Annotated in this window: 23 protein-coding genes; 20 read left to right on the plus strand and 3 right to left on the minus strand. The window is 59.3% G+C overall.

Features of this window, described 5'->3' with window-relative positions:
* Positions 1-299: 299 nt before the first annotated feature.
* Complete coding sequence (gene uraH, locus V0R60_RS21775; RefSeq protein WP_038613230.1) at positions 300-653, minus strand: hydroxyisourate hydrolase; 354 nt, start codon at positions 651-653, stop codon at positions 300-302.
* 383 nt (positions 654-1,036) lie between these two features.
* On the opposite strand from uraH, the gene puuE reads away from it, so the two are divergent.
* The 7 genes from puuE to V0R60_RS21810 all read left to right on the plus strand — a co-directional run bounded on the left by puuE (position 1,037) and on the right by V0R60_RS21810 (position 7,952).
* Positions 1,037-1,963 carry an allantoinase PuuE gene (gene puuE, locus V0R60_RS21780; protein WP_136477452.1) on the plus strand — a complete coding sequence of 309 codons (927 nt, stop codon included), beginning with the start codon at positions 1,037-1,039 and terminating at the stop codon, positions 1,961-1,963.
* Positions 1,963-2,478, plus strand: a complete 516-nt coding sequence (gene uraD, locus V0R60_RS21785) for a 2-oxo-4-hydroxy-4-carboxy-5-ureidoimidazoline decarboxylase (RefSeq protein ID WP_203475702.1) — start codon at positions 1,963-1,965, stop codon at positions 2,476-2,478. The genes puuE and uraD overlap by 1 nt, the downstream gene beginning before the upstream one ends.
* A 48-nt stretch (positions 2,479-2,526) precedes the next feature.
* Positions 2,527-3,030: an ureidoglycolate lyase gene (locus tag V0R60_RS21790; RefSeq protein WP_136477454.1), complete on the plus strand. Its 504-nt coding sequence runs from the start codon at positions 2,527-2,529 to the stop codon at positions 3,028-3,030.
* Between the two features lie 50 nt (positions 3,031-3,080).
* Positions 3,081-4,406, plus strand: a complete 1,326-nt coding sequence (locus V0R60_RS21795) for a urate hydroxylase PuuD (RefSeq protein ID WP_330079315.1) — start codon at positions 3,081-3,083, stop codon at positions 4,404-4,406.
* Between the two features lie 119 nt (positions 4,407-4,525).
* On the plus strand, positions 4,526-5,881 hold the full coding sequence (locus V0R60_RS21800; RefSeq protein WP_330079314.1) for a nucleobase:cation symporter-2 family protein: 1,356 nt from the start codon (positions 4,526-4,528) through the stop codon (positions 5,879-5,881).
* Between the two features lie 134 nt (positions 5,882-6,015).
* Positions 6,016-6,801 carry an outer membrane protein OmpK gene (locus V0R60_RS21805; protein WP_136477457.1) on the plus strand — a complete coding sequence of 262 codons (786 nt, stop codon included), beginning with the start codon at positions 6,016-6,018 and terminating at the stop codon, positions 6,799-6,801.
* Between the two features lie 362 nt (positions 6,802-7,163).
* The gene (locus V0R60_RS21810) at positions 7,164-7,952 is read left to right on the plus strand and encodes an outer membrane protein OmpK (RefSeq protein ID WP_136477458.1); all 789 of its coding nucleotides are present in this window, start codon (positions 7,164-7,166) and stop codon (positions 7,950-7,952) included.
* Between the two features lie 82 nt (positions 7,953-8,034).
* On the opposite strand, the gene V0R60_RS21815 is transcribed toward V0R60_RS21810, so the two are convergent.
* Positions 8,035-8,943, minus strand: a complete 909-nt coding sequence (locus V0R60_RS21815; protein ID WP_330079313.1) for a DUF808 domain-containing protein — start codon at positions 8,941-8,943, stop codon at positions 8,035-8,037.
* Positions 8,944-9,087: 144 nt separating this feature from the next.
* Here V0R60_RS21815 and V0R60_RS21820 point away from each other — a divergent pair, with 144 nt between their 5' ends.
* The gene (locus V0R60_RS21820) at positions 9,088-9,696 is read left to right on the plus strand and encodes a TetR/AcrR family transcriptional regulator (RefSeq protein ID WP_136477460.1); all 609 of its coding nucleotides are present in this window, start codon (positions 9,088-9,090) and stop codon (positions 9,694-9,696) included.
* 60 nt (positions 9,697-9,756) lie between these two features.
* Here V0R60_RS21820 and V0R60_RS21825 read toward each other — a convergent pair whose 3' ends face one another.
* Positions 9,757-10,197 (minus strand): GlcG/HbpS family heme-binding protein, encoded by a 441-nt coding sequence (locus V0R60_RS21825; protein WP_136477461.1) that lies wholly within the window; start codon positions 10,195-10,197, stop codon positions 9,757-9,759.
* Between the two features lie 256 nt (positions 10,198-10,453).
* On the opposite strand from V0R60_RS21825, the gene gcl reads away from it, so the two are divergent.
* The 12 genes from gcl (at position 10,454) to V0R60_RS21885 (ending at position 26,256) form a co-directional block, all read left to right on the plus strand.
* The gene (gcl, locus tag V0R60_RS21830; RefSeq protein WP_136477462.1) at positions 10,454-12,229 is read left to right on the plus strand and encodes a glyoxylate carboligase; all 1,776 of its coding nucleotides are present in this window, start codon (positions 10,454-10,456) and stop codon (positions 12,227-12,229) included.
* A gap of 57 nt (positions 12,230-12,286) precedes the next feature.
* Entirely contained in the window at positions 12,287-13,069 is a 783-nt protein-coding gene (hyi, locus tag V0R60_RS21835) for a hydroxypyruvate isomerase (protein ID WP_136477463.1), read from the plus strand.
* Positions 13,070-13,121: 52 nt separating this feature from the next.
* Positions 13,122-14,015 carry a 2-hydroxy-3-oxopropionate reductase gene (locus V0R60_RS21840; RefSeq protein ID WP_045200397.1) on the plus strand — a complete coding sequence of 298 codons (894 nt, stop codon included), beginning with the start codon at positions 13,122-13,124 and terminating at the stop codon, positions 14,013-14,015.
* Positions 14,016-14,192: 177 nt separating this feature from the next.
* Positions 14,193-15,467 (plus strand): glycerate kinase type-2 family protein, encoded by a 1,275-nt coding sequence (locus tag V0R60_RS21845; protein ID WP_136477464.1) that lies wholly within the window; start codon positions 14,193-14,195, stop codon positions 15,465-15,467.
* Positions 15,464-16,879, plus strand: a complete 1,416-nt coding sequence (pyk, locus tag V0R60_RS21850; protein WP_136477465.1) for a pyruvate kinase — start codon at positions 15,464-15,466, stop codon at positions 16,877-16,879. Before V0R60_RS21845 ends, pyk begins: the two co-directional genes overlap by 4 nt.
* 153 nt (positions 16,880-17,032) lie before the next feature.
* Positions 17,033-17,920 carry an urea transporter gene (locus V0R60_RS21855; RefSeq protein ID WP_136477466.1) on the plus strand — a complete coding sequence of 296 codons (888 nt, stop codon included), beginning with the start codon at positions 17,033-17,035 and terminating at the stop codon, positions 17,918-17,920.
* A 44-nt stretch (positions 17,921-17,964) separates the two neighbouring features.
* Positions 17,965-18,789, plus strand: coding sequence for an ion transporter (locus V0R60_RS21860; protein ID WP_136477467.1), 825 nt, complete (start codon positions 17,965-17,967; stop codon positions 18,787-18,789).
* Positions 18,790-18,882: 93 nt separating this feature from the next.
* The gene (locus tag V0R60_RS21865; RefSeq protein WP_330079312.1) at positions 18,883-19,881 is read left to right on the plus strand and encodes a sulfate ABC transporter substrate-binding protein; all 999 of its coding nucleotides are present in this window, start codon (positions 18,883-18,885) and stop codon (positions 19,879-19,881) included.
* A 145-nt stretch (positions 19,882-20,026) separates the two neighbouring features.
* The gene (locus V0R60_RS21870) at positions 20,027-22,066 is read left to right on the plus strand and encodes a mechanosensitive ion channel family protein (protein ID WP_330079311.1); all 2,040 of its coding nucleotides are present in this window, start codon (positions 20,027-20,029) and stop codon (positions 22,064-22,066) included.
* Positions 22,067-22,109: 43 nt separating this feature from the next.
* Complete coding sequence (locus V0R60_RS21875; RefSeq protein WP_136477470.1) at positions 22,110-22,496, plus strand: DUF2946 domain-containing protein; 387 nt, start codon at positions 22,110-22,112, stop codon at positions 22,494-22,496.
* Positions 22,497-22,583: 87 nt separating this feature from the next.
* The gene (locus V0R60_RS21880) at positions 22,584-24,752 is read left to right on the plus strand and encodes a TonB-dependent receptor (RefSeq protein WP_330079310.1); all 2,169 of its coding nucleotides are present in this window, start codon (positions 22,584-22,586) and stop codon (positions 24,750-24,752) included.
* Positions 24,753-24,762: 10 nt separating this feature from the next.
* Entirely contained in the window at positions 24,763-26,256 is a 1,494-nt protein-coding gene (locus V0R60_RS21885) for a PepSY-associated TM helix domain-containing protein (RefSeq protein ID WP_136477472.1), read from the plus strand.
* Position 26,257: the final 1 nt, after the last annotated feature.

Consider the following 26,257-nt stretch of genomic DNA (forward strand, 5'->3'; position numbering starts at 1 on the left):
GGCGCGGTCCCCGCGGGAGCAAGGGTGGAATGAGGGAACCCGGAGCGCAGCGTAGGGCCGAATGCAGGGACAGGGGGGTTTGCCCACTTTACACCCCGACAAAAGTGGGTCGCCGTAAAGGCGAAACCAGCCAGTGGTGCCACCACATCAAACGGATATGCCCATCGACACACGAGCCATACTCCGGTGCTCGCCCGCCAGCAGGCCCCGGTGCGTAGTTCCCGGAATTCCGTGAACAACCAAAAAAAAGCCCGCAGTGTGAGCGGGCAAGGACCTACGAAGATTCTTCTAGCGACCAACTAGCTTCCACGATAGGTCGAGTAACTGTACGGCGAGATCAACAGCGGAACGTGGTAGTGATCCTGCTCGGCGCTGATGCCAAAGCGCAGTACCACTACGTCCAGGAAGGCATGCTCCGGCAGTTGTACGCCACGGGCGCGGTAGTAGTCGCCGGCATTGAACTGCAGTTGGTAAACGCCACTGCGATAATCATCACCCTGCAGCAGAGGCGCGTCGCAACGGCCATCGCTGTTGGTCAGGGTGGTGTGCACCAACTCAAGCTGCTGGCCTTCAACCCGGTACAGCTCGACCTTGATCGAGCTGCCAGGGCAGCCATGAGCGGCATCCAGTACATGCGTGGTCAAACGTCCCATTGCTTGCGCGCCTCTGTTCTATCTATGGGCAAAAAACCCGAACGGCACCGGCAGAAGGCTCGGCAGCGTACGGCTGTCGGATTATTAAGACATTTTAATGTAAAATTGTACACAATAATTCGGTATTCTTTCCTGACACGCTCTCCACCCCCTGTAAATACGCCATCAGTCGCAAAACCACGCTACTGGCCGACGTCCGCGTCATTAACTGACCAAACAGGCAGGTTTCTTGCAAAGCCGTTGTGGGTCGAAAAGAGTGAGAAATTGAAAAAAACAGGCTTACAAACCGCAAACAAAGTTGTATACAATCAATCCATCGTCGTGGGCATTACCCTTCGCGGGCGCCACGCCATCCGTTTACACGTATAAGAAGGAAGACTGCAGTGAGCGCTGATTATCCTCGCGACCTGATCGGTTACGGCAACACCCCACCACATCCGCGCTGGCCGGGGAATGCCCGCATCGCTTTGTCTTTCGTGCTCAATTACGAAGAAGGCGGTGAACGCAACATTCTTCACGGGGACAAGGAATCGGAGGCCTTCCTCTCGGAAATGGTCGCCGCCCAGCCTCTGCAGGGTGCTCGCAACATGAGCATGGAATCGCTGTACGAGTATGGCAGCCGTGCTGGCGTATGGCGCCTGCTCAAGCTGTTCAAGGACACCGGCGTTCCGCTGACCATCTTCGCCGTGGCCATGGCCGCCCAGCGTCACCCGGATGTAATCCGCGCCATGGTCGAAGCCGGCCATGAGATCTGCAGCCACGGCTACCGCTGGATCGACTACCAGAACATGGACGAGGCGCAGGAGCGCGAGCATATGCTCGAAGCCATCCGCATCCTCACCGAACTGACGGGCGAACGTCCACTGGGTTGGTACACCGGCCGTACCGGGCTGAACACTCGCCGCCTGGTGATGGAAGAAGGTGGTTTCCTCTACGACAGCGACACCTACGACGACGACCTGCCTTACTGGGAACCCAACAACCCGACTGGCAAGGCGCACCTGGTGATCCCGTACACCCTCGACACCAATGACATGCGTTTCACCCAGGTGCAGGGCTTCAATTGTGGCGAACAGTTCTTCCAGTACCTCAAGGACGCGTTCGACGTGCTGTACGAAGAAGGCGCCGAAGCACCGAAGATGCTCTCCATCGGCCTGCACTGCCGCCTGATCGGCCGCCCTGCCCGCCTGGCTGCACTGAAGCGCTTCATCGAATACGCCAAGAGCCACGAGCAAGTATGGTTCACCCGGCGCGTGGACATCGCCCGTCACTGGCATGCCACCCACCCTTACAAAGCCGAGAACGCCTAATGACCGCTTTCAAAACCCTCAAGCCTTCGTCCCTGGAGCGCAGTGCGTTCGTTGAAGCCTTTGCCGATATCTACGAGCACTCGCCATGGGTAGCCGAGAAGGCCTACGACGTGGGCCAATTGCAGGAAGTCGATCAGATCGAGGCCCTGCACCAGCGCATGAGCGACATTCTCTTGAGCGCCGACCACGCCGCTCAACTGGCACTGATCAACGCTCACCCGGACCTCGCCGGCAAGGCCGCTGTCCAGGGTGAACTGACCGAATCGAGCACCAACGAACAGGCCGGCGCCGGTATCCACCAATGCACCGCCGAAGAGTTCGAGCGTTTCACTACGCTCAACGAAGCCTATAAAGAGAAGTTCAAGTTCCCGTTCATCATGGCGGTAAAAGGCAGCAATCGACACCAGATCCTCGCCTCTTTCGAGAAACGCATCCACAACTCGGTCGAGGCCGAGTTCAAGGAAGCCCTGGCGCAGATCAACCTGATTGCCTTGTTCCGCCTGCTGCAACTTTAAGGGAAGGCCCGGCCTTACCCTCCACAACACAGAATAAAGAGAATCCGCATGCGCACTTTAGTGATTGAGCCATTGACCAAAGAAGCCTTCGCCCCTTTCGGTGACGTGATCGAAACCGACGGCAGCGACCACTTCATGATCAACAACGGTTCGACCATGCGCTTCCACAAGCTGGCAACGGTTGAAACCGCCCAGCCCGAGGACAACGCGATCATCAGCATCTTCCGCGCCGACGCGCAGGACATGCCGCTGACCGTTCGCATGCTGGAGCGCCATCCGCTGGGCAGCCAGGCGTTTATTCCGCTGCTCGGCAACCCCTTTCTGATCGTGGTCGCGCCCGTTGGCGATGCACCTGTATCAGGTCTTGTCCGCGCCTTCATCAGCAATGGAAGGCAGGGCATCAATTACCATCGCGGCGTCTGGCACCATCCGGTGCTGACGATCGAAAAGCGGGATGACTTCCTGGTGGTTGATCGCAGTGGCACTGGCAATAACTGCGATGAGCATTTCTTCAATGAGGATGAGCAACTGATCCTCGCCCCCCACCAATAAGAGAAGGCCCGAGCACCCGGCTACAGGGTGCCAGGGTAGAGGTAAAGACTGTGGAAGCACATCTGTTGGAATGGCTGAACCTGAGCGTGCGTTGGGTTCACATGATCACTGGCGTGGCATGGATTGGCGCGTCGTTCTATTTCGTATGGCTGGAAAACAACCTCAACCGCGCCAACCCGCGCGATGGTCTATCCGGCGATCTCTGGGCGATTCACGGTGGCGGGATCTACCACCTGGAGAAATACAAGCTGGCTCCGCCGAAAATGCCGGAGAACCTGCACTGGTTCAAATGGGAAGCCTACTTCACCTGGATGTCGGGGATTGCCTTGCTGTGCCTGGTGTTCTACTGGAACCCAACCCTGTATCTGCTGGCCCCAGGCAGCTCTCTGAGCGGTGCTGAAGGAATCGCTATTGGTGTTGGCTCACTGATCGCAGGCTGGTTCATTTACGACTTCCTGTGCGACTCGCCACTGGGCAAGCGTCCTGGCCTTCTCGGCCTGGTGCTGTTCGTGCTGGTTATCGCTGCCTGCTACGGTTTCAGCCAAGTGTTCAGCGGCCGCGGTGCTTACCTGCACACCGGCGCGATCATCGGCACCATCATGGTCGGTAACGTGTTCCGCATCATCATGCCGGCCCAGCGACAACTGGTAGCCGCTATCGAAGCCAACCAGACGCCTGACCCGCTGCTTCCAGCCAAAGGCCTGTTGCGTTCGCGCCACAACAACTACTTCACCCTGCCGGTGCTGTTCATCATGATCAGCAACCACTTTCCGAGCACCTACGGCAGCCAGTACAACTGGTTGATCCTCGCTGGTATCGCAGTGGCTGCAGTCTTGGTTCGTCATTACTTCAACACCCGTCACGACAGCAACAAGTATGCATGGACCCTGCCGGTCGGTGCCCTGTCGATGATCTGCCTGGCTTACGTCACTGGCCCTGCGCCAATGCCAACCGCACCTGAGCAGGCCGCTGCCAAAGTCGAGTACCAACCACTGCCGGAAACCGCACTGGGTGGCAAGACCGCTGCCGAAAAAGCTGCAGAGAAAGCCGCCGAGCCTGCCCAGGCTGCTGCGCCTGTCGAAGCCCCCGCTGCTAACGTTGCCCAACTCGACGATGCCGGGTTCAACAAGATCCACAGCGTGATCCAGGAACGTTGCGCCGTGTGCCATTCGGCCAAGCCGACCAGCCCACTGTTCAGCGCTGCACCTGCCGGGGTAATGCTCGACACCCCGCAGCAGATCCAACAGCAAGCTGCGCGCATTCAGGCACAGGCTGTCGCTACCCAGATCATGCCCCTGGGCAACATCACACAGATGACCCAGCAGGAACGTGAACTGATTGGCGCGTGGATCGCCAAGGGTGCACCAACGAACTAAGCAACAGGTTCCAAGCAACAAGCTACAAACTGCAAGCCAGGCGCGTATTCCTGCTTCTACTCGAAGCCTGGCGCTTGAGCTTGCAGCTCTAAAGAATAAAAACAAAACCGAGGTGTTGCATGTCCGAGTCACGCAAGGCGTACATCCCTGTTGCGCCCCCACGACAGCCACTACCAATGTTCCAACTGTTCCTGGTGGGTCTACAACATGTCTTGCTGATGTACGGGGGTGCGATTGCCGTACCGCTGATCATCGGCCAGGCCGCCGGCCTTTCTCGTGAAGAAGTCGCTTTCCTGATCAATGCCGACCTGCTGGTCGCTGGTGTCGCCACCATCGTCCAGTCGTTCGGCATTGGCGCAGTCGGCATTCGTATGCCGGTGATGATGGGCGCAAGTTTTGCTGCAGTCGGCAGCATGGTAGCCATGGCCGGTATGCCCGGTGTCGGCCTGCAAGGCATCTTTGGTGCAACCATTGCCGCCGGCTTCTTCGGCATGCTGATCGCCCCGTTCATGTCCAAAGTAGTGCGCTTCTTCCCGCCGCTGGTGACCGGCACGGTCATCACCTCGATTGGTCTTTCGCTGTTTCCGGTAGCAGTCAATTGGGCCGGTGGCGGCGCTGAAGCGGAAACCTTCGGCTCCCCTATCTACTTGCTCGTAGCCGCGCTGGTGTTGATCACCATCCTTCTGGTCAATCGTTTCATGCGCGGCTTCTGGGTCAATGTCTCGGTGCTCATCGGCATGGGCCTGGGCTACATACTGGCTGGCTCTATCGGCATGGTCGATCTCTCCGGCCTCAACGAAGCACCTTGGGTACAAGTCGTGACGCCGCTGCACTTCGGCATGCCGACCTTCAGCCTCGCGCCGATTCTGTCCATGTGTCTTGTCGTAGTCATCATCTTCGTCGAGTCCACCGGCATGTTCCTGGCACTGGGCAAGGTTACCGACCGTGAGGTCACCCCTGGCATGTTGCGCCGCGGCCTGATGTGCGATGCCGGTGCCTCCTTCGTCGCTGGCTTTTTCAACACCTTTACCCACTCCTCCTTCGCCCAGAACATCGGTCTGGTGCAAATGACCGGCGTGCGTTGCCGTTACGTCACCGTCGTTGCCGGGGGCTTCCTGATTCTGCTCAGCCTGCTGCCTAAGGCTGCCTTCCTGATCGCATCAATTCCGCCTGCAGTGCTGGGCGGGGCGTCGATTGCCATGTTCGGCATGGTCGCAGCCACCGGGATCAAGATCCTCCAGGAAGCGGACATCGCCGACCGCCGCAACCAGTTGCTGGTTGCCGTCAGCGTAGGCATGGGCCTGATTCCGGTGGTCCGTCCGGAGTTCTTCGCGCAAATGCCACAGTGGATGGAGCCGATCACCCATAGCGGCATCGCCATGGCGACGGTCAGCGCGCTGATCCTCAACCTGTTGTTCAACATCCTCGGCGGCGCCGAGCGTGCGGCGCATAACGACGCCGCCCACCAGCACTGAGCCTTTGGGCGGCGCTTGCCGCCCGGTTTCACCCGAGCAACACGCAGGACCGTCGATTCGTAGGAGCGAGTCGACCGGGGCGCCTAGCGCCGAAACAACCCAAAACCAACAATAACAATGCCGGGAATCACAACATGAAAGGCATCACCACTTCCCTCCTGTTGGGTAGCAGTCTGCTGGCCGCTTTGCCAGCCACCGCAGGAGACCTGCTGCTCTGGCACACCGAAAGTCTGACGTATCTCTACGGCAAAGACTTCAAGGTCAACCCTGCCATCCAGCAGACCGTGACCTTCGAGCACGCCAACAAGTGGAAATACGGCGACACCTTCCTGTTCATCGACAAGATCTTCTACAACGGCGGTACCGACCGCAACAAGGGCAGTAACACCTACTACGGTGAGTTCAGCCCACGTTTGTCGCTCGGTAAGATCTTCGATCGCAAATTCGAGTTCGGCCCGATCAAGGACGTGTTGATTGCCATGACCTACGAGTCTGGCGAAGGCGACAACGAGGCCTACCTGATCGGCCCCGGCTTTGATCTGGCGATTCCCGGCTTCAACTACTTCACCCTCAACATCATGCAACGCAACACCGAGGGCAGCCGCCCAGGTGACGGCGTTTGGCAGATTACTCCGACTTTTTCCTACACCATTCCAATGGGCAAATCCGACATCCTGTTCGATGGCTACATTGATTGGGTAGTGGACAACGACGAGAGCCGACGGGGCACCTACCACGCCAACCTGCACTTCAACCCTCAGGTCAAATACGACCTGGGCAAGGCCTTGGACTTCGGTGCCAAGCAGTTGTACGTAGGTATCGAGTACAGCTATTGGAAAGATAAATACGGCATTGAAAACAATGGGCGCCTCGACACCAATCAGAACGTGACCAGCGCCCTGGTTAAGTTTCATTTCTAAAACCTGACCAAACGCACAGTTTTAGCTATACCTGCTCCATGACGGAGCACTTGAGGACCAGCGCGCAAGCCAGTAATCTGCGCGCCCTCTCGATCAGGGCAAGAGGGATCTTGCCTGCGTTTGCTGACCGCTCAGTCAATGAATTCGGGCGGTTGGCAAGCGTTACGCCAGCCTGAAACACCCTTTTCATCTGTTCAGAACGAAGTCGAGCAGGATTGTTGCGCCGTACGCGGAGAGTTGGCGCAGCTCTTGCCAAATAGCTGTGGGTAATCGAAAAAAACTGACTCAAAAGACAAGTATTTGGCCCAACGGTGCCACTCAGAGTACCGACCAACAGATTCAATCAAGGGAGCAACACAGCGATGCGCATGACCAATAGCCTGATTCTTGCCGGCAGCTTGCTGGCGGCCAGCACGGCCGCCACCGCCGGTGATCTGCTGCAATGGCAGAACAACAGCCTGACCTATCTGTGGGGCAAGAACTTTGCCGTCAACCCGGAAGTTCAGCAGACCGTGACCTTCGAGCACGCCGATGGCTGGAAATACGGTGACAACTTCTTCTTCGTCGACAAGATCTTCTACAACGGTGACAAGGACTTCAACAACGGTCCCAACACCTACTACGGCGAATTCAGCCCACGCCTGTCGTTCGGCAAGATCTTCGATCAGAAACTCGAATTTGGTCCAATCAAGGACGTGCTGCTGGCCATGACCTACGAGTTTGGCGAAGGCGATACCGAGTCCTACCTGATCGGCCCTGGTTTCGACCTGGCAATCCCGGGCTTCGATTACTTCCAGCTGAACTTCTACCAGCGCAATACCGAAGGCAGCCGTGCCGGTGACAATGTCTGGCAGATCACCCCGGTATGGTCCTACACCATTCCTGTGGGCAAATCCGACATTCTCATCGATGGTTTCATGGACTGGGTCGTCGACAACGATGCCACCAGCCGCCGTGGCACCTACCACGCCAACCTGCACTTCAACCCACAGGTCAAGTATGACCTGGGTAAAGCGCTGAACTGGGGTGAGAAGCAACTGTACGTCGGTTTTGAATACGACTACTGGAAGAACAAGTACGGGATCAAAGATAGCGACGCCTTCGATACCGATCAGAACACCGCCAGCTTCCTGGTCAAAGTGCATTTCTGATAGTTGTAATCGCGGGGCTAGCCCCGCTCCCACACTGAACCAACCGTTCTGTGTGAGAGCGGGCTTGCCCCGCGATAGGCGATCAGCCCTTCAGCGCTCGCCAGAGCTTGCCGACAACTGCGACCACCGCCAGCACCGCGGCACCCGCGACGATCCCTATGCCGGCATTGAGCAAGGCCCCGGTCAAGGCCCCGCCCCGCCCTTCACTGAATGCTTCGATGGCATGATGCAAGGGTGCAACGCCGTGCACCAGAATCCCACCGCCGACCAGAAACATCGCTGCAGTACCAATCACTGACAGACTTTTCATCATGTACGGTGCCGCGCGCAGGATGCCGTTGCCCAATGCCTTGGCCGCAACGGAAGTTTTCCGGGTCAGCCACAAGCCCAGGTCATCGAGCTTGACGATACCGGCGACCAGGCCATAGACACCTATGGTCATGACTATGGCAATGCCCGACAGCACGATGATCTGCTGTGTCAACGGCGCGTCAGCCACGGTTCCCAGAGTAATTGCGATGATTTCTGCCGAGAGGATGAAATCGGTGCGAATGGCGCCTTTGATCTTGCTCTGCTCGAACGCCACAAGATCGACCGCAGGATCAGCCACTGCCTCGACCAAAGCGGTGTGTTCGGCCTGATCCTGTTCCTTGCTGTGAAGAAACTTGTGCGCCAGTTTTTCAAAGCCTTCAAAACACAGGAAGGCGCCACCGACCATCAACAGCGGCGTGACCGCCCAGGGAATGAAGGCACTGATCAGCAGCGCTGCCGGCACCAGAATCAGCTTGTTCAGGAATGATCCCTTGGCCACCGCCCAGACCACCGGAATTTCCCGCTCGGCGCGCACCCCGGTCACTTGCTGGGCGTTCAGGGCCAGGTCGTCGCCCAGTACACCTGCGGTCTTTTTCGCTGCGACCTTGGTCATCACCGAAACATCATCGAGTACCGTGGCGATGTCATCGATCAACACCAAAAGACTGCTTCCTGCCATGTTTGCTTGATTCCAGCGGGTTGAGAGGGGTCAGTCTAGCTCAAAGTCGCCACCTTGAGCCCTTCACAAACGCGGTGCTACCATGCGCAACCGCCTTACAGGCCCGGCGCCGCCTACGGCCCGACACGAGGAACAGCGTCAACCATGAGCAGCATTCGCGAGCGCAATAAAGAACTGATCCTGCGTGCGGCCAGTGAAGAGTTCGCCGACAAGGGCTTCGCCGCCACCAAGACCAGCGATATCGCGGCCAAGGCCGGGCTGCCCAAGCCAAACGTGTACTACTACTTCAAATCCAAGGAAAACCTCTATCGCGAGGTGCTCGAAAGCATCATCGAACCGATCATGCAGGCGTCCACGCCGTTCAATGCCGCCGGCGATCCGAAAGAAGTCTTGAGTTCCTACATCCGCTCGAAAGTGCGTATCTCCCGCGACTTGCCCTTCGCCTCGAAAGTGTTCGCCAGCGAGATCATGCACGGCGCCCCGCACCTGAGCCCTAGTCAGGTGGAACAGCTCAACGTGCAGGCTCGGCACAACATCGACTGTATCCAGGCCTGGATCGACCGTGGACAGATTGCCTCAGTCGACCCGCACCACCTGATGTTCAGCATCTGGGCGGCGACCCAGACCTACGCTGATTTCGATTGGCAGATATCGGTGGTCACGGGCAAGGCCAAGCTTGAGGACAGCGACTATGAGGCTGCTACGCAGACCATTATTCGTCTGGTGCTCAAGGGGTGTGAGCCGGATTTGTAGTGTTTTATCGCGAGGCAAACCCACTCCCATGCTGGCGGTGGGCTTGCCTGGTGATGGGTTTTAAGCCGCTACACCGGCATCCGCCGTCAACCCCGCCTCTTCGATCGCACTGATCGCGCACTGCTCATCGATATCCGATGTGTCGCCACTGATACCAATCGCCCCCAACACCACGCCCTGTTGATTGCGAATCAGCACGCCACCGGGCGCCGGCACTACCGGGCTCTGACCCAGGCCATTGAGCGCAGCGAAAAACGCTGGGCGCTGCTGTGCGTCCAGCGCCAGCAGGCGTGAGCCCTTGCCCAGGGCGATAGCACCCCAGGCTTTGCCCATTGCCACTTGCGGACGCAATAGGCTGGCGCCGTCTTCGCGTTGCAGCGCCAACAGGTGGCCACCGTTGTCGAGCACCGCCACCGTCAACGGTGCGGCGGAGATCTTGCGACCCGCTGCCAGCGCGGTGTTCACCAGGCTGACAGCAACTTTCAGGGTCAATGCGTTCATGGAAAGGTCCTCTTATTGTTAGAAGCCCTGAGGGCAGGTGTGAAAGCAATAGAACAAATAGAACACAATGGCGAATATTTTTGTATACAATATTTACATCGCGACAAACCAATTCTGACGAAATGCCTTTTTTAAGGCGTTCCCGACGAAAGCACCTGCCGCTGATGAAAATGGATTGACCAGAGTCGCTTGGCGTGAATACACTCTGACGAAAAGCCACTTGTATACAATTACAAAATCAATGAGGCACAAAACCATGAGCAAAATGAGAGCAATTGATGCAGCCGTTCTGGTGATGCGCCGCGAAGGTGTTGAAACCGCGTTTGGTATTCCGGGTGCTGCAATCAACCCGCTGTACTCGGCACTGAAGAAAGTCGGCGGTATCGATCACGTCCTCGCTCGTCACGTTGAAGGCGCCTCGCACATGGCCGAGGGCTACACCCGCACCAAGGCCGGCAACATCGGCGTGTGCATCGGCACTTCCGGCCCTGCCGGCACTGACATGGTCACCGGCCTGTACAGTGCTAGCGCCGACTCCATCCCAATCCTGTGCATCACCGGCCAAGCGCCGCGTGCCCGTATGCACAAGGAAGATTTCCAGGCCGTCGACATCACCAGCATTGTCAAGCCGGTGACCAAGTGGGCGACAACCGTTCTGGAACCAGGCCAAGTGCCTTACGCCTTCCAGAAAGCGTTCTATGAAATGCGCTCCGGTCGTCCAGGCCCTGTATTGATCGACCTGCCGTTCGACGTACAGATGGCCGAGATCGAATTCGACATCGATGCCTACCAGCCGCTGCCCGTGCAAAAGCCTGCGGCCAACCGTGTGCAGGTCGAGAAGGCCCTGGCCATGCTCGACACCGCCGAGCGTCCACTGCTGGTCGCCGGTGGCGGCATCATCAACGCCGACGCTTGCGACAAGCTGGTCGAGTTCGCCGAACTGACCGGTATTCCAGTCATCCCTACCCTGATGGGCTGGGGCATCATTCCTGACGATCACCCCCTGATGGTCGGTATGGTCGGTCTGCAGACTTCGCACCGCTACGGCAACGCCACCATGCTCAAGTCGGACGTGGTCCTGGGTATCGGTAACCGTTGGGCCAACCGCCACACCGGTTCTGTCGATGTCTACACCGAAGGTCGTCGCTTCATTCACGTCGACATCGAGCCAACCCAGATCGGCCGGGTGTTCACCCCTGACCTGGGTATCGTTTCCGATGCCGGTGCGGCGCTGGATGTGTTCCTGGAAGTGGCGCGCGAGTGGAAAGCTGCTGGCAAGCTCAAGGATCGCGGCGCCTGGCTGGAGGATTGCCAACAGCGCAAGTCCAGCCTGCAGCGCAAGACTCACTTCGACAACGTGCCAGTCAAGCCACAGCGCGTTTACGAAGAAATGAACCAGGTATTCGGCAAAGACACCTGCTACGTCAGCACCATTGGCCTGTCGCAGATTGCCGGCGCCCAGTTCCTGCATGTGTACAAGCCGCGCCACTGGATCAACTGTGGTCAGGCCGGCCCGCTGGGCTGGACCATTCCTGCTGCCCTGGGCGTAGTCAAGGCCGACCCAAGCCGCAAAGTCGTGGCGCTGTCGGGCGACTATGACTTCCAGTTCATGATCGAAGAGCTGGCCGTAGGCGCGCAGTTCAATCTGCCGTACATCCACGTACTGGTGAACAACTCGTACCTGGGGCTGATCCGCCAGGCTCAACGTGGCTTCGAGATGGACTACTGTGTGCAACTGGCGTTCGAGAACGTCAACGCACCGGAACTCAACGGTTATGGTGTCGACCACGTTGCTGTCGTCGAAGGCCTGGGTTGCAAGGCCCTGCGCGTGACCGAACCAAGCGAAATCGCCCCGGCCCTGCTCAAGGCGCAGAAGCTGGCCGAAGAGTTCAAGGTTCCGGTGGTGGTCGAGGTTATCCTCGAGCGCGTGACCAACATTTCCATGGGCACTGAAATCAACGCGGTCAACGAATTCGAAGACCTCGCTCTGGTCGGCAATGACGCGCCAACCGCAATTTCCATGCTCGACTGATCGCAGCAAAGGCCCTGTCGCGACATGCACAGGGCCCACTTTTGCAAGGAGACAACCATGCCACGTTTCGCCGCTAACCTGTCCATGCTGTTCACCGAGCAGGACTTTCTCGCCCGTTTCAAGGCTGCAGCCGACGCCGGCTTCAGCGGTGTCGAATACCTGTTCCCGTACGACTTCAGCTCGGCTGAAATCAAGCAGCAGCTCGATGCCCACGGCCTGACCCAGGTGCTGTTCAACCTGCCTGCCGGTGACTGGGCCAACGGTGATCGCGGCATCGCGTGCGATCCGGCTCGCGTCGAGCAGTTCCGTGCTGGCGTCGACCTGGCCATTGCCTACGCCCAGGTGCTGGGCAACACCCAGGTCAACTGCCTGGCGGGTATTCGTCCTCAAGGCCCGGATTGCGCCACCGTACGCAAGACCTTCGTCGACAACCTCAAGTACGCTGCCGACAAACTGCAAGCCGCCGGGATCAAGCTGGTCATGGAAATGATCAACACCCGTGACATCCCAGGCTTCTACCTGAACACCACCAAGCAGGCCCTGGAGATCCAGGCCGAAGTTGGCAGCAGCAACCTGTTCCTGCAGTACGACATCTACCACATGCAAATCATGGAAGGGGATCTGGCTCGCACCATGGAAGGCAACCTGGCCAAGATCAACCACATCCAGCTTGCTGACAACCCAGGCCGTAACGAGCCGGGTACTGGCGAAATCAACTACCGCTTCCTCTTCGAACACCTGGACCGCATTGGCTACCAGGGCTGGGTGGGCTGTGAATACAAGCCGCTGACCACCACCGAAGCAGGCCTGGGCTGGTTGAAAACGCACAACGCGATCTAAGTACCCGCTCGCATCGGGTCACCCTATCGAACAATTACAAGAGGCATCTCTCATGGCTAAAATCGGATTTATCGGCACCGGCATCATGGGCCGCCCAATGGCGCAGAACCTGCAGAAAGCCGGTCACAGCCTGTTCCTGTCCACCCATCACGATGCAGCCCCGGCTGACCTGGTCGCCGCAGGCGCCGTCGCCCTGGCCAACCCGAAGGAAGTGGCTCAGGAAGCTGAATTCATCATCGTCATGGTGCCCGATACCCCACAGGTTGAAGCGGTACTGTTTGGTGACAACGGTGTTGCCCAGGGCGTGGGCCCGAACAAGGTCGTGATCGACATGAGCTCGATCTCCCCTACCGCCACCAAAGCCTTTGCCGAGAAGATCAAGGCTACCGGCGCTACCTACCTGGACGCCCCTGTTTCCGGTGGTGAAGTCGGTGCCAAAGCCGCGACCCTGAGCATCATGGTCGGTGGTTGCCCGAATGCCTTCGAGCGCGCACTGCCGCTGTTCCAGGTCATGGGCAAGAACATCACCCGCGTGGGTGGTAGCGGCGACGGCCAGACCGCCAAGGTTGCCAACCAGATCATCGTCGCCCTTAACATTCAGGCCGTAGCCGAAGCTCTGCTGTTTGCCGCCAAGAACGGCGCAGACCCTGCCAAGGTTCGTGAAGCACTGATGGGTGGCTTCGCTTCTTCGAAGATCCTCGAAGTACACGGCGAGCGCATGATCAAGGGCACCTTCGATCCAGGTTTCCGCATCAGCCTGCACCAGAAGGACCTGAACCTGGCCCTGCAAGGCGCCAAAGAGCTGAACATCAACCTGCCCAACACCGCCAACGCCCAGCAAGTGTTCAGCACCTGCGCAGCTATCGGTGGCGCCAACTGGGACCACTCGGCGCTGATCAAAGGCCTCGAGCACATGGCGAACTTCTCCATTCGCGGCGAAGAGTAAGTAAAAACAGTAAGTAGCAAGCTTCAAGCGGCAAGAAGAGGCAGGCCGCGCATCGATCTGCCGCTCTTGCAGCTTGGAACTTGACGCTAAAGCGCACCACCGCCCCTGGGTATGCCTGCACGGAGGTCTGCCCAGGGGCGTTTTCGGTTTTGAAGAATAATAAGATTGGAGCCTGCCATGTCGGTCGATCCGCAACACTTTCTGCGCGAGTTGTTCGCCACGGCCATCGATGCCGCACACCCTCGCCAGGTGCTTGAAGCACACCTGCCCAGCGACCGCAGTGGTCGCGTCATAGTCATCGGCGCCGGCAAGGCCGCAGCGGCCATGGCTGAAGTGGTCGAACGCAATTGGCAAGGCCCGGTTTCCGGCCTGGTTGTGACCCGCTACGGGCACGGCGCCAGTTGCTCGAAGATCGAAGTAGTCGAAGCGGCGCACCCGGTTCCCGATGCCGCAGGCCTGGCGGTCGCCAAGCGTGTGCTGGAGATGGTCAGCAACCTCAGCGCTGACGACCGGGTCATTTTCCTGCTCTCCGGTGGTGGCTCTGCGCTGCTGGCACTGCCCGCCGAAGGCCTGACCCTGGCCGATAAGCAGCAGATCAACAAAGCGCTACTCAAGTCCGGCGCCACCATCGGCGAGATGAACTGTGTGCGCAAGCACCTCTCGGCGATCAAGGGCGGCCGCCTGGCCAAGGCCTGCTGGCCTGCCACGGTCTACACCTATGCAATTTCCGATGTACCTGGCGACCTGGCCACGGTCATCGCCTCCGGCCCTACCGTGGCCGACCCGAGCACTTCAGCCGAAGCGTTGGCAATCCTCAAGCGCTACAACATTGAAGCTCCTGCTGCAGTCACCGCCTGGTTGAACAACCCAGCCTCGGAAACCGTCAAGGCGGATGACCCTGCATTGGCGCGCAGCCACTTCCAACTCATCGCCCGCCCCCAGCAGTCGCTGGAAGCTGCAGCGGTCAAAGCCCGCCAGGCAGGCTTCAGCCCACTGATTCTCGGCGACCTGGAAGGCGAATCACGGGAAGTCGCCAAGGTTCATGCCGGCATTGCCCGTCAGATCGTGCTGCACGGCCAACCGTTGTCGCCACCCTGCGTGATCCTTTCCGGTGGTGAGACCACTGTCACCGTACGCGGCAATGGCCGTGGCGGACGCAACGCCGAGTTCCTCCTGAGCCTGACCGAAAGCCTGAAGGGATTGCCCGGTGTCTACGCCCTGGCCGGCGACACCGATGGTATCGATGGCTCGGAAGACAACGCCGGTGCCCTGATGACCCCGCAAAGCTATGCACGCGCGGCAGCCTTGGGGCTGTCGGCCAGCGATGAACTGGACAACAACAATGGCTATGGCTACTTCGCCGCGCTCGACGCCTTGATCGTCACCGAGCCGACGCGGACCAACGTCAACGATTTTCGCGCCATTCTGATCCTTGAGAGTGCCAAACCATGACGCCTGACAAAAAAGTCAAAATCCTCGCTACCCTGGGCCCTGCCATCAAGGGTATCGATGACATTCGCCAACTGGTCGAGTCGGGAGTGAACATCTTCCGCCTCAACTTCAGCCACGGCGAGCACGAAGACCACGCCCTGCGCTTCCAGTGGATTCGCGAAGTAGAGAGCCAGCTCAACTACCCGCTGGGGATTCTCATGGACCTGCAGGGGCCGAAGCTGCGCGTCGGCCGCTTCGCCGAGGGCAAGGTCCAGTTGCAACGTGGCCAGGCCCTGCGCCTGGACCTGGACAGCACCCCCGGGACCCTCGAGCGGGTCAACCTGCCGCATCCGGAAATCATCGCGGCCCTGGAACCTGGCATGGACCTGCTGCTCGATGACGGCAAACTGCGTCTGCGGGTTACCGCCAAGCACGATGACGCCATCGAGACCGAAGTACTCAATGGCGGCGAGCTGTCCGACCGTAAAGGCGTCAACGTACCGCAAGCCGTGCTGGACCTCAGCCCCCTGACCGCCAAGGACCGCCGCGACCTGACCTTCGGTCTTGAGCTGGGTGTGGACTGGGTGGCATTGTCGTTCGTGCAGCGCCCGGAAGACATCGTTGAAGCACGTCAGTTGATTGGCGATCGCGCCTACCTGATGGCCAAGATCGAGAAGCCGTCGGCCGTCACTCAATTGCGTGCCATTGCCGAGCTCAGCGACGCAATCATGGTCGCCCGTGGTGACCTGGGTGTGGAAGTGCCGGCCGAAAGCGTGCCGCAGATCCAGAAAAGCATCATCAACACGTGCCGCGAGCTGGGCAAACCCGTAGTGGTTGCCACGCAGATGCTCGAATCGATGCGTTTTTCCCCAGCCCCGACCCGCGCTGAAGTTACCGACGTGGCCAATGCTGTGGCGGAAGGTGCCGATGCGGTGATGCTTTCGGCTGAGACGGCCTCCGGCGATTACCCGCTTGAAGCCGTGCAGATGATGAGCAAGATCATCCGTCAGGTCGAGAACGGTCCGGATTATCAGGCCCAACTGGATGTGGGGCGGCCCAAGGCAGAAGCAACGGTTTCCGATGCCATCAGCTGTGCGATCCGTCGCATTAGCGGCATCTTGCCTGTGGCGGTGCTGGTCAACTACAGCGAGTCGGGCGCATCGACCCTGCGTGCCGCTCGCGAGCGGCCACGGGCACCGATCCTCAACTTGACGCCGAACCTGGCCACCGCCCGACGCTTGAGCGTGGCTTGGGGTGTGCACTCAGTGGTCAATGATCGCCTGCGCCAGGTCGATGAAATCTGCTCCACCGCACTGGAAATCGCCCAGGCCCAAGGCATGGCGAGCCGTGGCGACACCCTGTTGATTACTGCAGGTGTGCCTTTTGGCAAACCTGGATCGACTAACACGCTGCGGATCGAAACCTTGGTCTGACGTAATAATCATCGCGGGGCACGCCCGCTCCCACAGGCACATGATGCCTTGCCGGGAACGAGCTAGCCCCGCGATGGCTACGACACACTATCCACGTGGGAAAACCCAGCCCGATAGAGGCTGCCCCACTCCACATCAACCCAGACTGCCCCCATGTACACCAAGAATTTCGTCAATCCGTGCCCCGACTGGGCCACGGCCTTGCTCAATGGCTTCAGCCAGGTGCTGCTGCAGCGCAACCCGCTGTGCGGCCTGTCATGCCTGCTGGCTATCACCCTGACTGCCCCCGACCTGATCGGCGGTGCCTTGCTCGGCGCCCTCGCCGGCCTGCTCACCGCCCAACGTCGTGGCTACAATCGCACGGATCGCCAAGCCGGCCTGTATAGCTACAACGGCGTACTGATCGGCCTGCTGCTCAGCTACGCACTCCCCTGGTCGGCCATCCTGCCACCGCTGATCATCGCTGCTGGCGGCCTGAGCAGCATGATCGTGCATCAGTGGCTCAAGCGCGCCAGCTCCAACCTACTGCTGCCCGCCTACACGGCACCGTTCGTGTTGATCGGCTGGGCAGTGCTGCTGGTCAGTGAACCGAGCGCCGCCGCTTCCAGCCCGATCGAGCACAACGCGCTTTATGCCCTGGCATGCGGTCTCGGTCAGGTCTTCTTGCTGGACAGCCCTTTCGCCGGCCTGTTGATCGCCATCGGCTTGTTCATCTCCAACCGCTACGCCGCTGCCTGGGCATTACTCGGCGCAGCGCTGGGTGGAAGTGTCGCCCTGCTCGGCGGTGAAGCCAACGCAGCCTATGCCGGTCTGTACGGTTTCAATGCCGCCCTCGCCGCCCTCGCCTTCAGTCAGACGCGCAAACAGCCGTGGCTGCCACTGCTGGCAATTATCCTGGCAATCATTCTGCAACCGCTGGTTGCGCAACTGCCGGTGCCAGGTCTGACCGCCCCCTTCATTCTTGCCTGTTGGCTGGTACTAATCGGCCAGCGCCTGACACGTCAGCCGCTCACCCGCAGGACCGGCCGCTTGCATAGCTGAAGCGCTGCCCCTAGGCTCAGCTGCATTGTGCAATGGAGCTGAGCATGGACACCCCTTCGAGCTGGCGCGAGCGGCTCTTCGTTATCGTTTTTCAAACCGACACCGTGGCCGGCCGACGTTTTGACAGCATCTTGTTGCTGATCATCCTGGCCAGCCTGATCACTGTAATCCTCGACAGCATTGATGACGTCCACCAGAACTACGCCGGACTTCTGGCCTCGATCGAGTGGGGTTTCACCGCCATCTTTCTGGCTGAGTATCTGGTGCGCTTGTACTGCTCACCCAAGCCGCTGCGCTACGCCTTCAGCTTTTACGGGCTGGTTGACCTGTTGGCCATCGTCCCGGGGATCATTGCCCTGTACTACAGCGACGCACAGTATCTGCTGATCATTCGGGTCATTCGAATGCTGCGGATCTTTCGCGTGCTCAAGCTCAGTCCTTACCTCAAGCAAGCGCATTACCTGCTTTCAGCCCTGCAAGGCAGCAAACAGAAAATCATCGTGTTTCTGGTCAGCGTCTCTACCCTGGTGACCGTATTCGGCACCCTTATGTATGTGGTCGAAGGACCTGAACATGGCTTCAGCAGCATCCCCAAGGGTATTTACTGGGCGATCGTGACCCTGACCACGGTCGGCTTTGGCGACATCGTCCCGAAGACGCCACTGGGCCAGGTGATTTCCTCGATGGTGATGATCACCGGTTACTCGATCATTGCCGTACCCACGGGCATTTTTACCGCTGAACTGGCCAATGCCATGCGCGGTGAGCAACTCAAGCACGATTGTCCGGTCTGTCACAAAGGCCACCATGAACATGGCGCGGCCTTCTGCTCGCGCTGTGGCAATGCACTGTTCAAGAAAATGGAATAAGCAAAGCACTTTTTAATCTTTTAGCGCCTAAGCTTCACCCGCTATAGTCGCTGGCATAATGCCTTTAACGCTAATTCGAACAAGGAATGCGCAGTGAAAAAACTCTTTAGTGCCTCGCTCCTGGCTGCCGGTCTTGCTGTCAGCGCCCTGGCTCAGGCCGCGCCGCCCCTGCTGAACGTTTCTTATGACGTAATGCGCGACTTCTACAAGGACTACAACGTCGCCTTCCAGAAGCACTGGGAAGCCGAGCACAAAGAGAAGCTCACCGTACAGATGTCCTTTGGTGGTTCGAGCAAACAAGCGCGCTCGGTGATCGATGGCCTGCCAGCTGACGTCATCACCATGAATATGGCCACCGACATCAATGCCCTGGCTGACAACGGCAAACTGGTCCCGGAGAACTGGGTAACCCGCCTGCCGAACAACAGCGCGCCGTTCACTTCGGCCACCGTGTTTATCGTGCGCAAAGGCAACCCCAAGGCCCTCAAAGACTGGCCTGACCTGCTCAAGGACGGAATTCAGGTCATCGTGCCGAACCCGAAAACCTCCGGCAACGGCCGTTACACCTACCTCTCTGCCTGGGGCTATGTCCTGAAGAACGGCGGTGACGAGAACAAGGCCAAGGACTTTGTCGGCAAGCTGTTCAAGCAGGCCCCTGTACTCGACACAGGCGGTCGCGCGGCGACCACCACGTTCATGACCAACCAGATCGGCGATGTGCTGGTGACCTTCGAGAACGAGGCCGAGATGATCGCCCGCGAGTTCGGTCGTGATCAGTTCGAGGTTATCTATCCAAGCGTTTCCGCCGAAGCAGAGCCACCCGTGACGGTAGTCGACAAGGTCGTGGACAAGAAAGGCACCCGTGCCACTGCCGAGGAATACCTCAAGTACCTGTGGTCGCCAGAAGCCCAGGAAATTGCCGCCAACAACTACCTGCGTCCGCGTGATGCAACCGTGCTGGCCAAGTACACCGACCGTTTCCCGAAAGTCGACTTTTTGTCGGTGGAGAAAACCTTTGGTGACTGGCGCACTGTGCAGAAAACCCACTTCAACGATGGTGGCGTGTTCGACCAGATTTACACCGGGCAGTAATGCCTGAACAGCACCGGCAGGGGCAGGCCGCCCCTGTCGGTTGCGTCTTTAGCTGCATTGAAAATGCCTTCAGTTCTGCGCTATTTCCAACCTGCCAGCGTTCATTGACTACCCTTTCCGTGGTCCACGGTTTAAGGAGTACCCAGTGATCCGATCATTCCTCGCCTTTGTGCTTGGCTGCCTGCTGAGCCTCCAGTTGGCGACCGCCGCCCCTCTGCTACCCACCGCGGATAAAACCGCAAAGCCCGCTGAGCCTGTGGTTCAAGGGGGCCTGCTGGGGGCCATTGCCGATGGTTTGGATGATGTCAGTCAGGAACTGGATGTCGACAACCACCTGGTCGACAACTGGCGCCTGCGTGCCGATCGTGCCGCCGATGAAGTCGATCAATTGGTCAGTCAACCTTCAGGGCTCAGTTCACTGGAGCTGTGGCGCGATTTTGCCACCCTCACGGTCACCTGGCTGATCGCTTTTGTGGTGCTTACCAACCTGGGCCGAATGCTCGCCCGTCTCTGCAGCCGCTCCCGCCTGCTTCGGACCCGACCGCGCCCCAGCCGCGTCTGCAAGGACTTGCTGGCCTACACCTTGCCCGCCCTGGCGAGCCTGGTGATAACCCTCTATGTCAGCCACTTTCTGGCCATATCGCCTGGACGTGCCTTGGGCATGAGCCTGGCCTACGCGACCAGCAGCGGGATTTTCTCGACCTCGATCATCCTTTGCCTGATCACCCTGTTCGACACCGGCCACAAACGCACAGCCGTGCGCATCATTCGTCGCTTGGGGCCACGGCCGTTGTTCCTGATCGGCTTTCTCGCCGCCTGGAGCGATGCCCTGACCAGCCCGCAGATCGCACGCCAACTGGGCGGCAACATCACCAGCAGCATCGCCGCCTTTACCGGTTTGCTGGCAACCCTGGCCTTCGCTGTACTGATACTCAAACTGCGTCGACCGGTGGCTCATCTGATTCGCAACCGGGCACTGCCCGACCGCCTGCAACACCGCGCCGTGCAAGAGACACTGAGGATATTCTCGGCGCTGTGGTTCCTGCCGATCCTGATGATGATCCTGGTGTCGGCGATTCACTTGATCGGTGCCGGCGAAGAGAGCCAGCGCGCCCTGCAAAAAGCCCTGCTGACCTCGATCCTGCTGATCGGCACGGTGTTTCTCAGCACTGTCCTGCAACGTATGTTCAAACCGGAGGAGCACGGAGATAACCGGCAACGCTTACGCCCCTACAAGGAACTGCTGCGCAACCTGGTCCATGCGCTGTTGCGTATTGCCATGGCGATAGCGTTCATCGAACTGTTGGGACGTATCTGGGGCTTTTCGGTGCTCGACTTCGCCCTGCGCAACACCCTGGGACGCGCTATCAGCGATTCTCTGAGCAGCATCGGTCTGATTTTGCTGGTCACCTGGCTGCTCTGGGTGGTAATCGACACCGCAATCCAGGAAGCACTCAAACCCACACCCGGGCGGCGCACCTCGCGCCAACCCAGCACCCGGGTGCGGACCATTCTGCCGATGCTGCGCAATGCGATAAAAATTATTCTGGTGGTCATCTGCACCATCACCACCATGGCCAACCTGGGGATCAACGTTTCGCCGTTCCTAGCGGGCGCCGGGGTGGTCGGCCTGGCCATCGGCTTTGGCTCCCAGCAACTGGTACAGGACGTGATCACCGGCTTGTTCATCCTCATCGAAGACACCATCGCCATCGGCGATTGGGTGGTGCTCGATTCCGGCCATGCCGGTACGGTCGAGAGCCTGACTATCCGCACCCTGCGCCTGCGCGATGGCAAGGGCTTCGTGCACTCGGTGCCGTTCGGTCAAATCAAGGCGGTAACCAACCAGTCCAGACAATTCGCCTACGCGTTTTTCTCGGTGCAGTTCAGTTACGAGACCGACATCGACAGCGCCTTGAAATTGATTCGTGAAGTCGGTCACTCCATCAGCGAAGACCCGATGCTGCGCCACAGTCTGCAAGGCCCTCTGCAGGTGTTCGGGGTCGATAGCATGAACCTCAATGGCATTACCCTCACCGCACAGTTTCGCACCACATCCGGCGGGCAGTACGCCGTCAACCGTGCGTTCAACGAGCGTCTGAAAAAGCGGGTGGACCAGACTGACGATGTCAGCTTTGCACAATACAACCCACCCCCTGCGCGAGGCGCCGATGGCCCAGCCTGATTCGGCTTTCTTGTGCGCAAATATCAGTGCTAAAGTCGCGCCCATGAACGCCTCGCCCGCCAACCGCCCACTGATTGCCTGGACCCTGTATTTCTGTGTCCTGTTCAATCTGTTCGCCTGCGGTATCGGCCACGGGCAAATGATGGGTTTGAAACTCAACGGCATCGGTGGCGCGTACTGCTCGGCCATGGGCAGCGCAGGGCCCACCCTGAAAAGTGATTTCAGTGACCAGTCGGTTGCGGGCTGGGACAGCATGCAAAGCTGTCCAGTGTGCGCCGCCGCGGTGGTCTGCCTAGGGCTGGTACTGGTCATTGGCTGGCTCCTGGCGGCTGCACGCACCCGCCGCTATCACCGTGAACTGCGTAGCAAAGCACCGCCGCGCTACTGCTGGCCTGCCGCCAATCCGCGTGCCTCTCCGTTTCTGGCTTGATCCATACAGCTGTCTGTAATCGGCCTGTTTGCCGTGCCTGACTGACACGCACGGCTGGCCGTTGGCTCAAATTCCAGAGTTCGACTCATGCCCCACACCTATCGCCTTTGCGGTTGCGCGACACTGCTGTGTGCGCTGTCCTTCAATACCTCGGCACAAGTTCCGTTGACCCTGCCCGACCTGCGCATCGACGGCCGCGCCGAAAACGACGAGGGCGTGCTCCTCGACACCCCCTCGCAAACCGGCTCGCGTCTTGGCTTGACCCCACGGGAAACACCCGCTTCGGTGAGCATCGTCAATCGCCAGCAAATCGAACAGCGTGGCGTCCAGACCACCCAGGACATGCTTGCCGGGGTGCCAGGCATGACTGCTGCCTCACCTCCCGGTTCGGCCGGCTCGGTTGCCTATCGCGGCTTTTCCGGGGCACAGATCACCCAGCTGTTCAACGGCATCAGCGTGCAGTACGACGCTATTGCCGCACGTCCGGTGGACAGCTGGATCTACGACCGTGTCGAAGCCATAGGCGGGCCTTCGAGCTTTCTCTTCGGTGCCGGCGCTGTGGGCGGCTCGATCAACTACATCACCAAGCTGGCCAACCGCGACGAAGACTTCAACGAAGGACGTATCAAGTACGGCTCCTACGACAGCAGCGAAACCTCGTTTGGTTTCAACCATGCCCTCGATGAGGGTGACGGCATGCGCAATTACGCACGCCTGGACTTCAGCCATACCCACAGCAATGGCTACGTCGACCGTGAGGAACGGGACGCCTGGAGCGTGGCCTTCTCGCTGCTGACCGACATCAACGATCAGCTCTCCCATACCCTGGCGCTGGAGTATCAGAACGAAAGCGTCGACAGCCCCTACTGGGGCAGCCCGGTGCTCAACCCGCTTGGCGGGGAGATGAAGGTCGACGAGAGCCGACGCTTCGAAAACTACAATGTCGAGGACGGCCGCTACGAGCAACGCGTGCGCTGGCTGCGCTCGATCACTGAATACCGCTTCAACTCGGACACCTCGTTGCGCAACACCCTTTATCACTACAACACCGAGCGCAACTTCCGAAACCTCGAGGCCTACGCCTACAACGCCGACAACAGCAAGGTGAACCGTTCCAACGCGTTGCTGCAGCGTCATGACCAGGAACTTAACGGCAATCGCATCGAACTGCTGCACCAGAACCAACTGTTTGGCATGAACAGCCAATGGTCGAGCGGCATTGACTACAGCCACAACGTACAAACCAACTATCCGCGTTCGGTAACCGGCGTGTTCGACAGCGTTGATCCAGACAACTTCGACCCCGGGCATTTCTATGATCTGAAGGGTATGGTCCCGGGCTATCAGAAAAACCGCCAGAACACCGTCGACACCTGGGCAGCATTTGTCGAAAACCGCCTGCAACTCACTGACCGACTGTCACTGCTGACGGGCCTGCGCTACGACCATATTGACCTTCAGGTACACAACTATCGAGTCGTTGATGCCAATAATCCGCGCGATTTCAAACGCATCTATGAACCCACTACCGGACGCGTCGGCCTGGTCTATGAACTGACGCCTGCAGCCAACGTCTACGTGCAGTACAGCACCGCAGCCGACCCACCTGCCGGCATACTTACTACCGCCAGCTTCGCCCAGGTACGCGACTTCGACCTGAGTACCGGAAAGCAGGTCGAGGTGGGCAGCAAGTTCAGTTTTCTCGAAGGACGTGGAGTTGCCACGGTTGCCGCTTATCACATCGAGCGCAAGAACCTGGCCACTGCCGACCCTGCCAACCCTGGCACCACCCAGCCGGTGGGCAAGCAATCGTCACGCGGTATCGAACTGGCGGCGTCGCTGCGCGTCACGCCGAAGCTACTGGCAGAGGGCAACTTCGCCTATGTCGATGCCCAGTACGATGAATTCAACGAGAACGTCGGTGGCACCAGCGTTTCACGCAAGGGCAATACACCGACCAACATCCCCGAGCGCGTGGCGAATTTGTGGCTGACCTACGACATCGACCCCAGTTGGCAAGTAGGCGCCGACAGCCGCTACGTGTCGTCGGTATATGCCGATGCCGCCAATACTCGCCACGCACCTGCCTCCACCGTGTTTGGCGCCTTTGTCGGCTACAAGGTCGACGAACACACGCGTGTCACCGCACGGGTGCGTAACCTCACCGATGAGGTCTACGCCCGCTGGACCAGCTCGAGCATGCTTTACCTGGGGGCGCCACGCACCCTGGAAATAGCCTTGCAGACTCGTTTCTAGGACACGATCGATGAAGCGCTACCTGTATCTCTGGCATCGCTGGCTTGGCATCGGCCTGTGTCTGTTTATGGCCATGTGGTTTTTCTCGGGCATGGTCATGCTCTATGTCGGCTATCCCAAACTGACGCAAAAGGAGCACCTGGCGCATTTACCCGTCCTGCGCCAGACCGATTGCTGCGTAGACCTAGCCACTGCTTTGCGCGCAGCCGACCCACAGCGCAACCCGGCAAGCATTCGCCTGAGTACGGTAGCGGGAGAACCGCGCTACCTGTTCAGTTACTCAGGACGCAGCAATGTCGCGGTGGATGCCCGCACCGGCGTGCGAGTTGGCTTTACCGGGCGCACGCAGGCCTTGGTCGCCGCCTACCAGTATGACCCACTGGCATTGCCCAGCTATCAGGGGCCGGTACAGGAAGACCTGTGGAGCCATTCGCGTGCCCTGGACGCAGACCGACCGTTGCAACGGGTGCAGCTTGATGATGCCGAAGGCACCCTGTTGTATATCTCGGGGCAAACCGGCGAAGTGGTCCGCGATGCCAGCTCGCTGGAGCGTGGCTGGAACCTGGTAGGGGCCTGGCTGCACTGGCTGTATCCACTGCGCGGCATCGGCCTGGACGGTTTGTGGGGCAACCTGGTGATCTACCTGTCGCTGGCCGCCACGCTGATGGCCGTCCTCGGCGCGGTGATCGGGGTGCTGCGCTGGCGTATAAGAAAACCTTACCGCAGCGGTTCGCGCACACCTTACCGTGGGTTTGCTCGCTGGCACCATATTGGCGGCTTGCTGTTCGGTGTGCTGGCTATTACCTGGATTTTCAGTGGTCTGATGTCGATGAACCCTTGGCGAATCTTCAGCAGTTCAACGCCTCTGGACACAGCGGCGTACCAGGGTGGCCCGTTGCAAGCTCAGGCCTTTGCAATTTCCGCCCCCCAGGCACTTTCGCGCTTTGCCGATGAAGGACTGCTCGCGCGGGAATTGGAGTGGCGCTTGATTGGCGGCCAAGGCTACCTCATTGCACACGGCCGCAGTGGTCGCACCCGCGTACTTTCCATGGCCGATGGGCAAGTGCTTGAACGCTTGCCTGTAGAGGTACTGCAACACGCAGCGCAAGCAATCCGGCCACAGGAAGCAGTGCACAGCGAACAGCTGCAAGCCTATGACTTTTACTACTACGCCCGAGCTGAACACAGCATGCTGGGGCACCTGGAAAAACGCCTGCCGATGCTGCGGGTGCGCTTTGATGATCCGCAACGGACCTGGCTGCACCTGGACCCCTACACCGGCGAAATAGTGGCGGTACTGGATCAACCCAAACGGGCGTCGCGCTGGCTTTTCGCCTTGTTGCACAGCTGGGACTGGCTACCGTTGCTGCAACGACGCCCGATCTGGGATATATGGATGATCGCTTTCAGCCTCGGTGGCATGGTACTGAGCGTCAGCGGCGTAGTGCTGGGCTGGCGGCGACTGAGCTCGAAAGCATTGAACAACACGCGACTTCGCCGGTAGG

Origin of the sequence: Pseudomonas auratipiscis, from assembly GCF_036324085.1 — a bacterium.
Classification (GTDB): domain Bacteria; phylum Pseudomonadota; class Gammaproteobacteria; order Pseudomonadales; family Pseudomonadaceae; genus Aquipseudomonas; species Aquipseudomonas auratipiscis.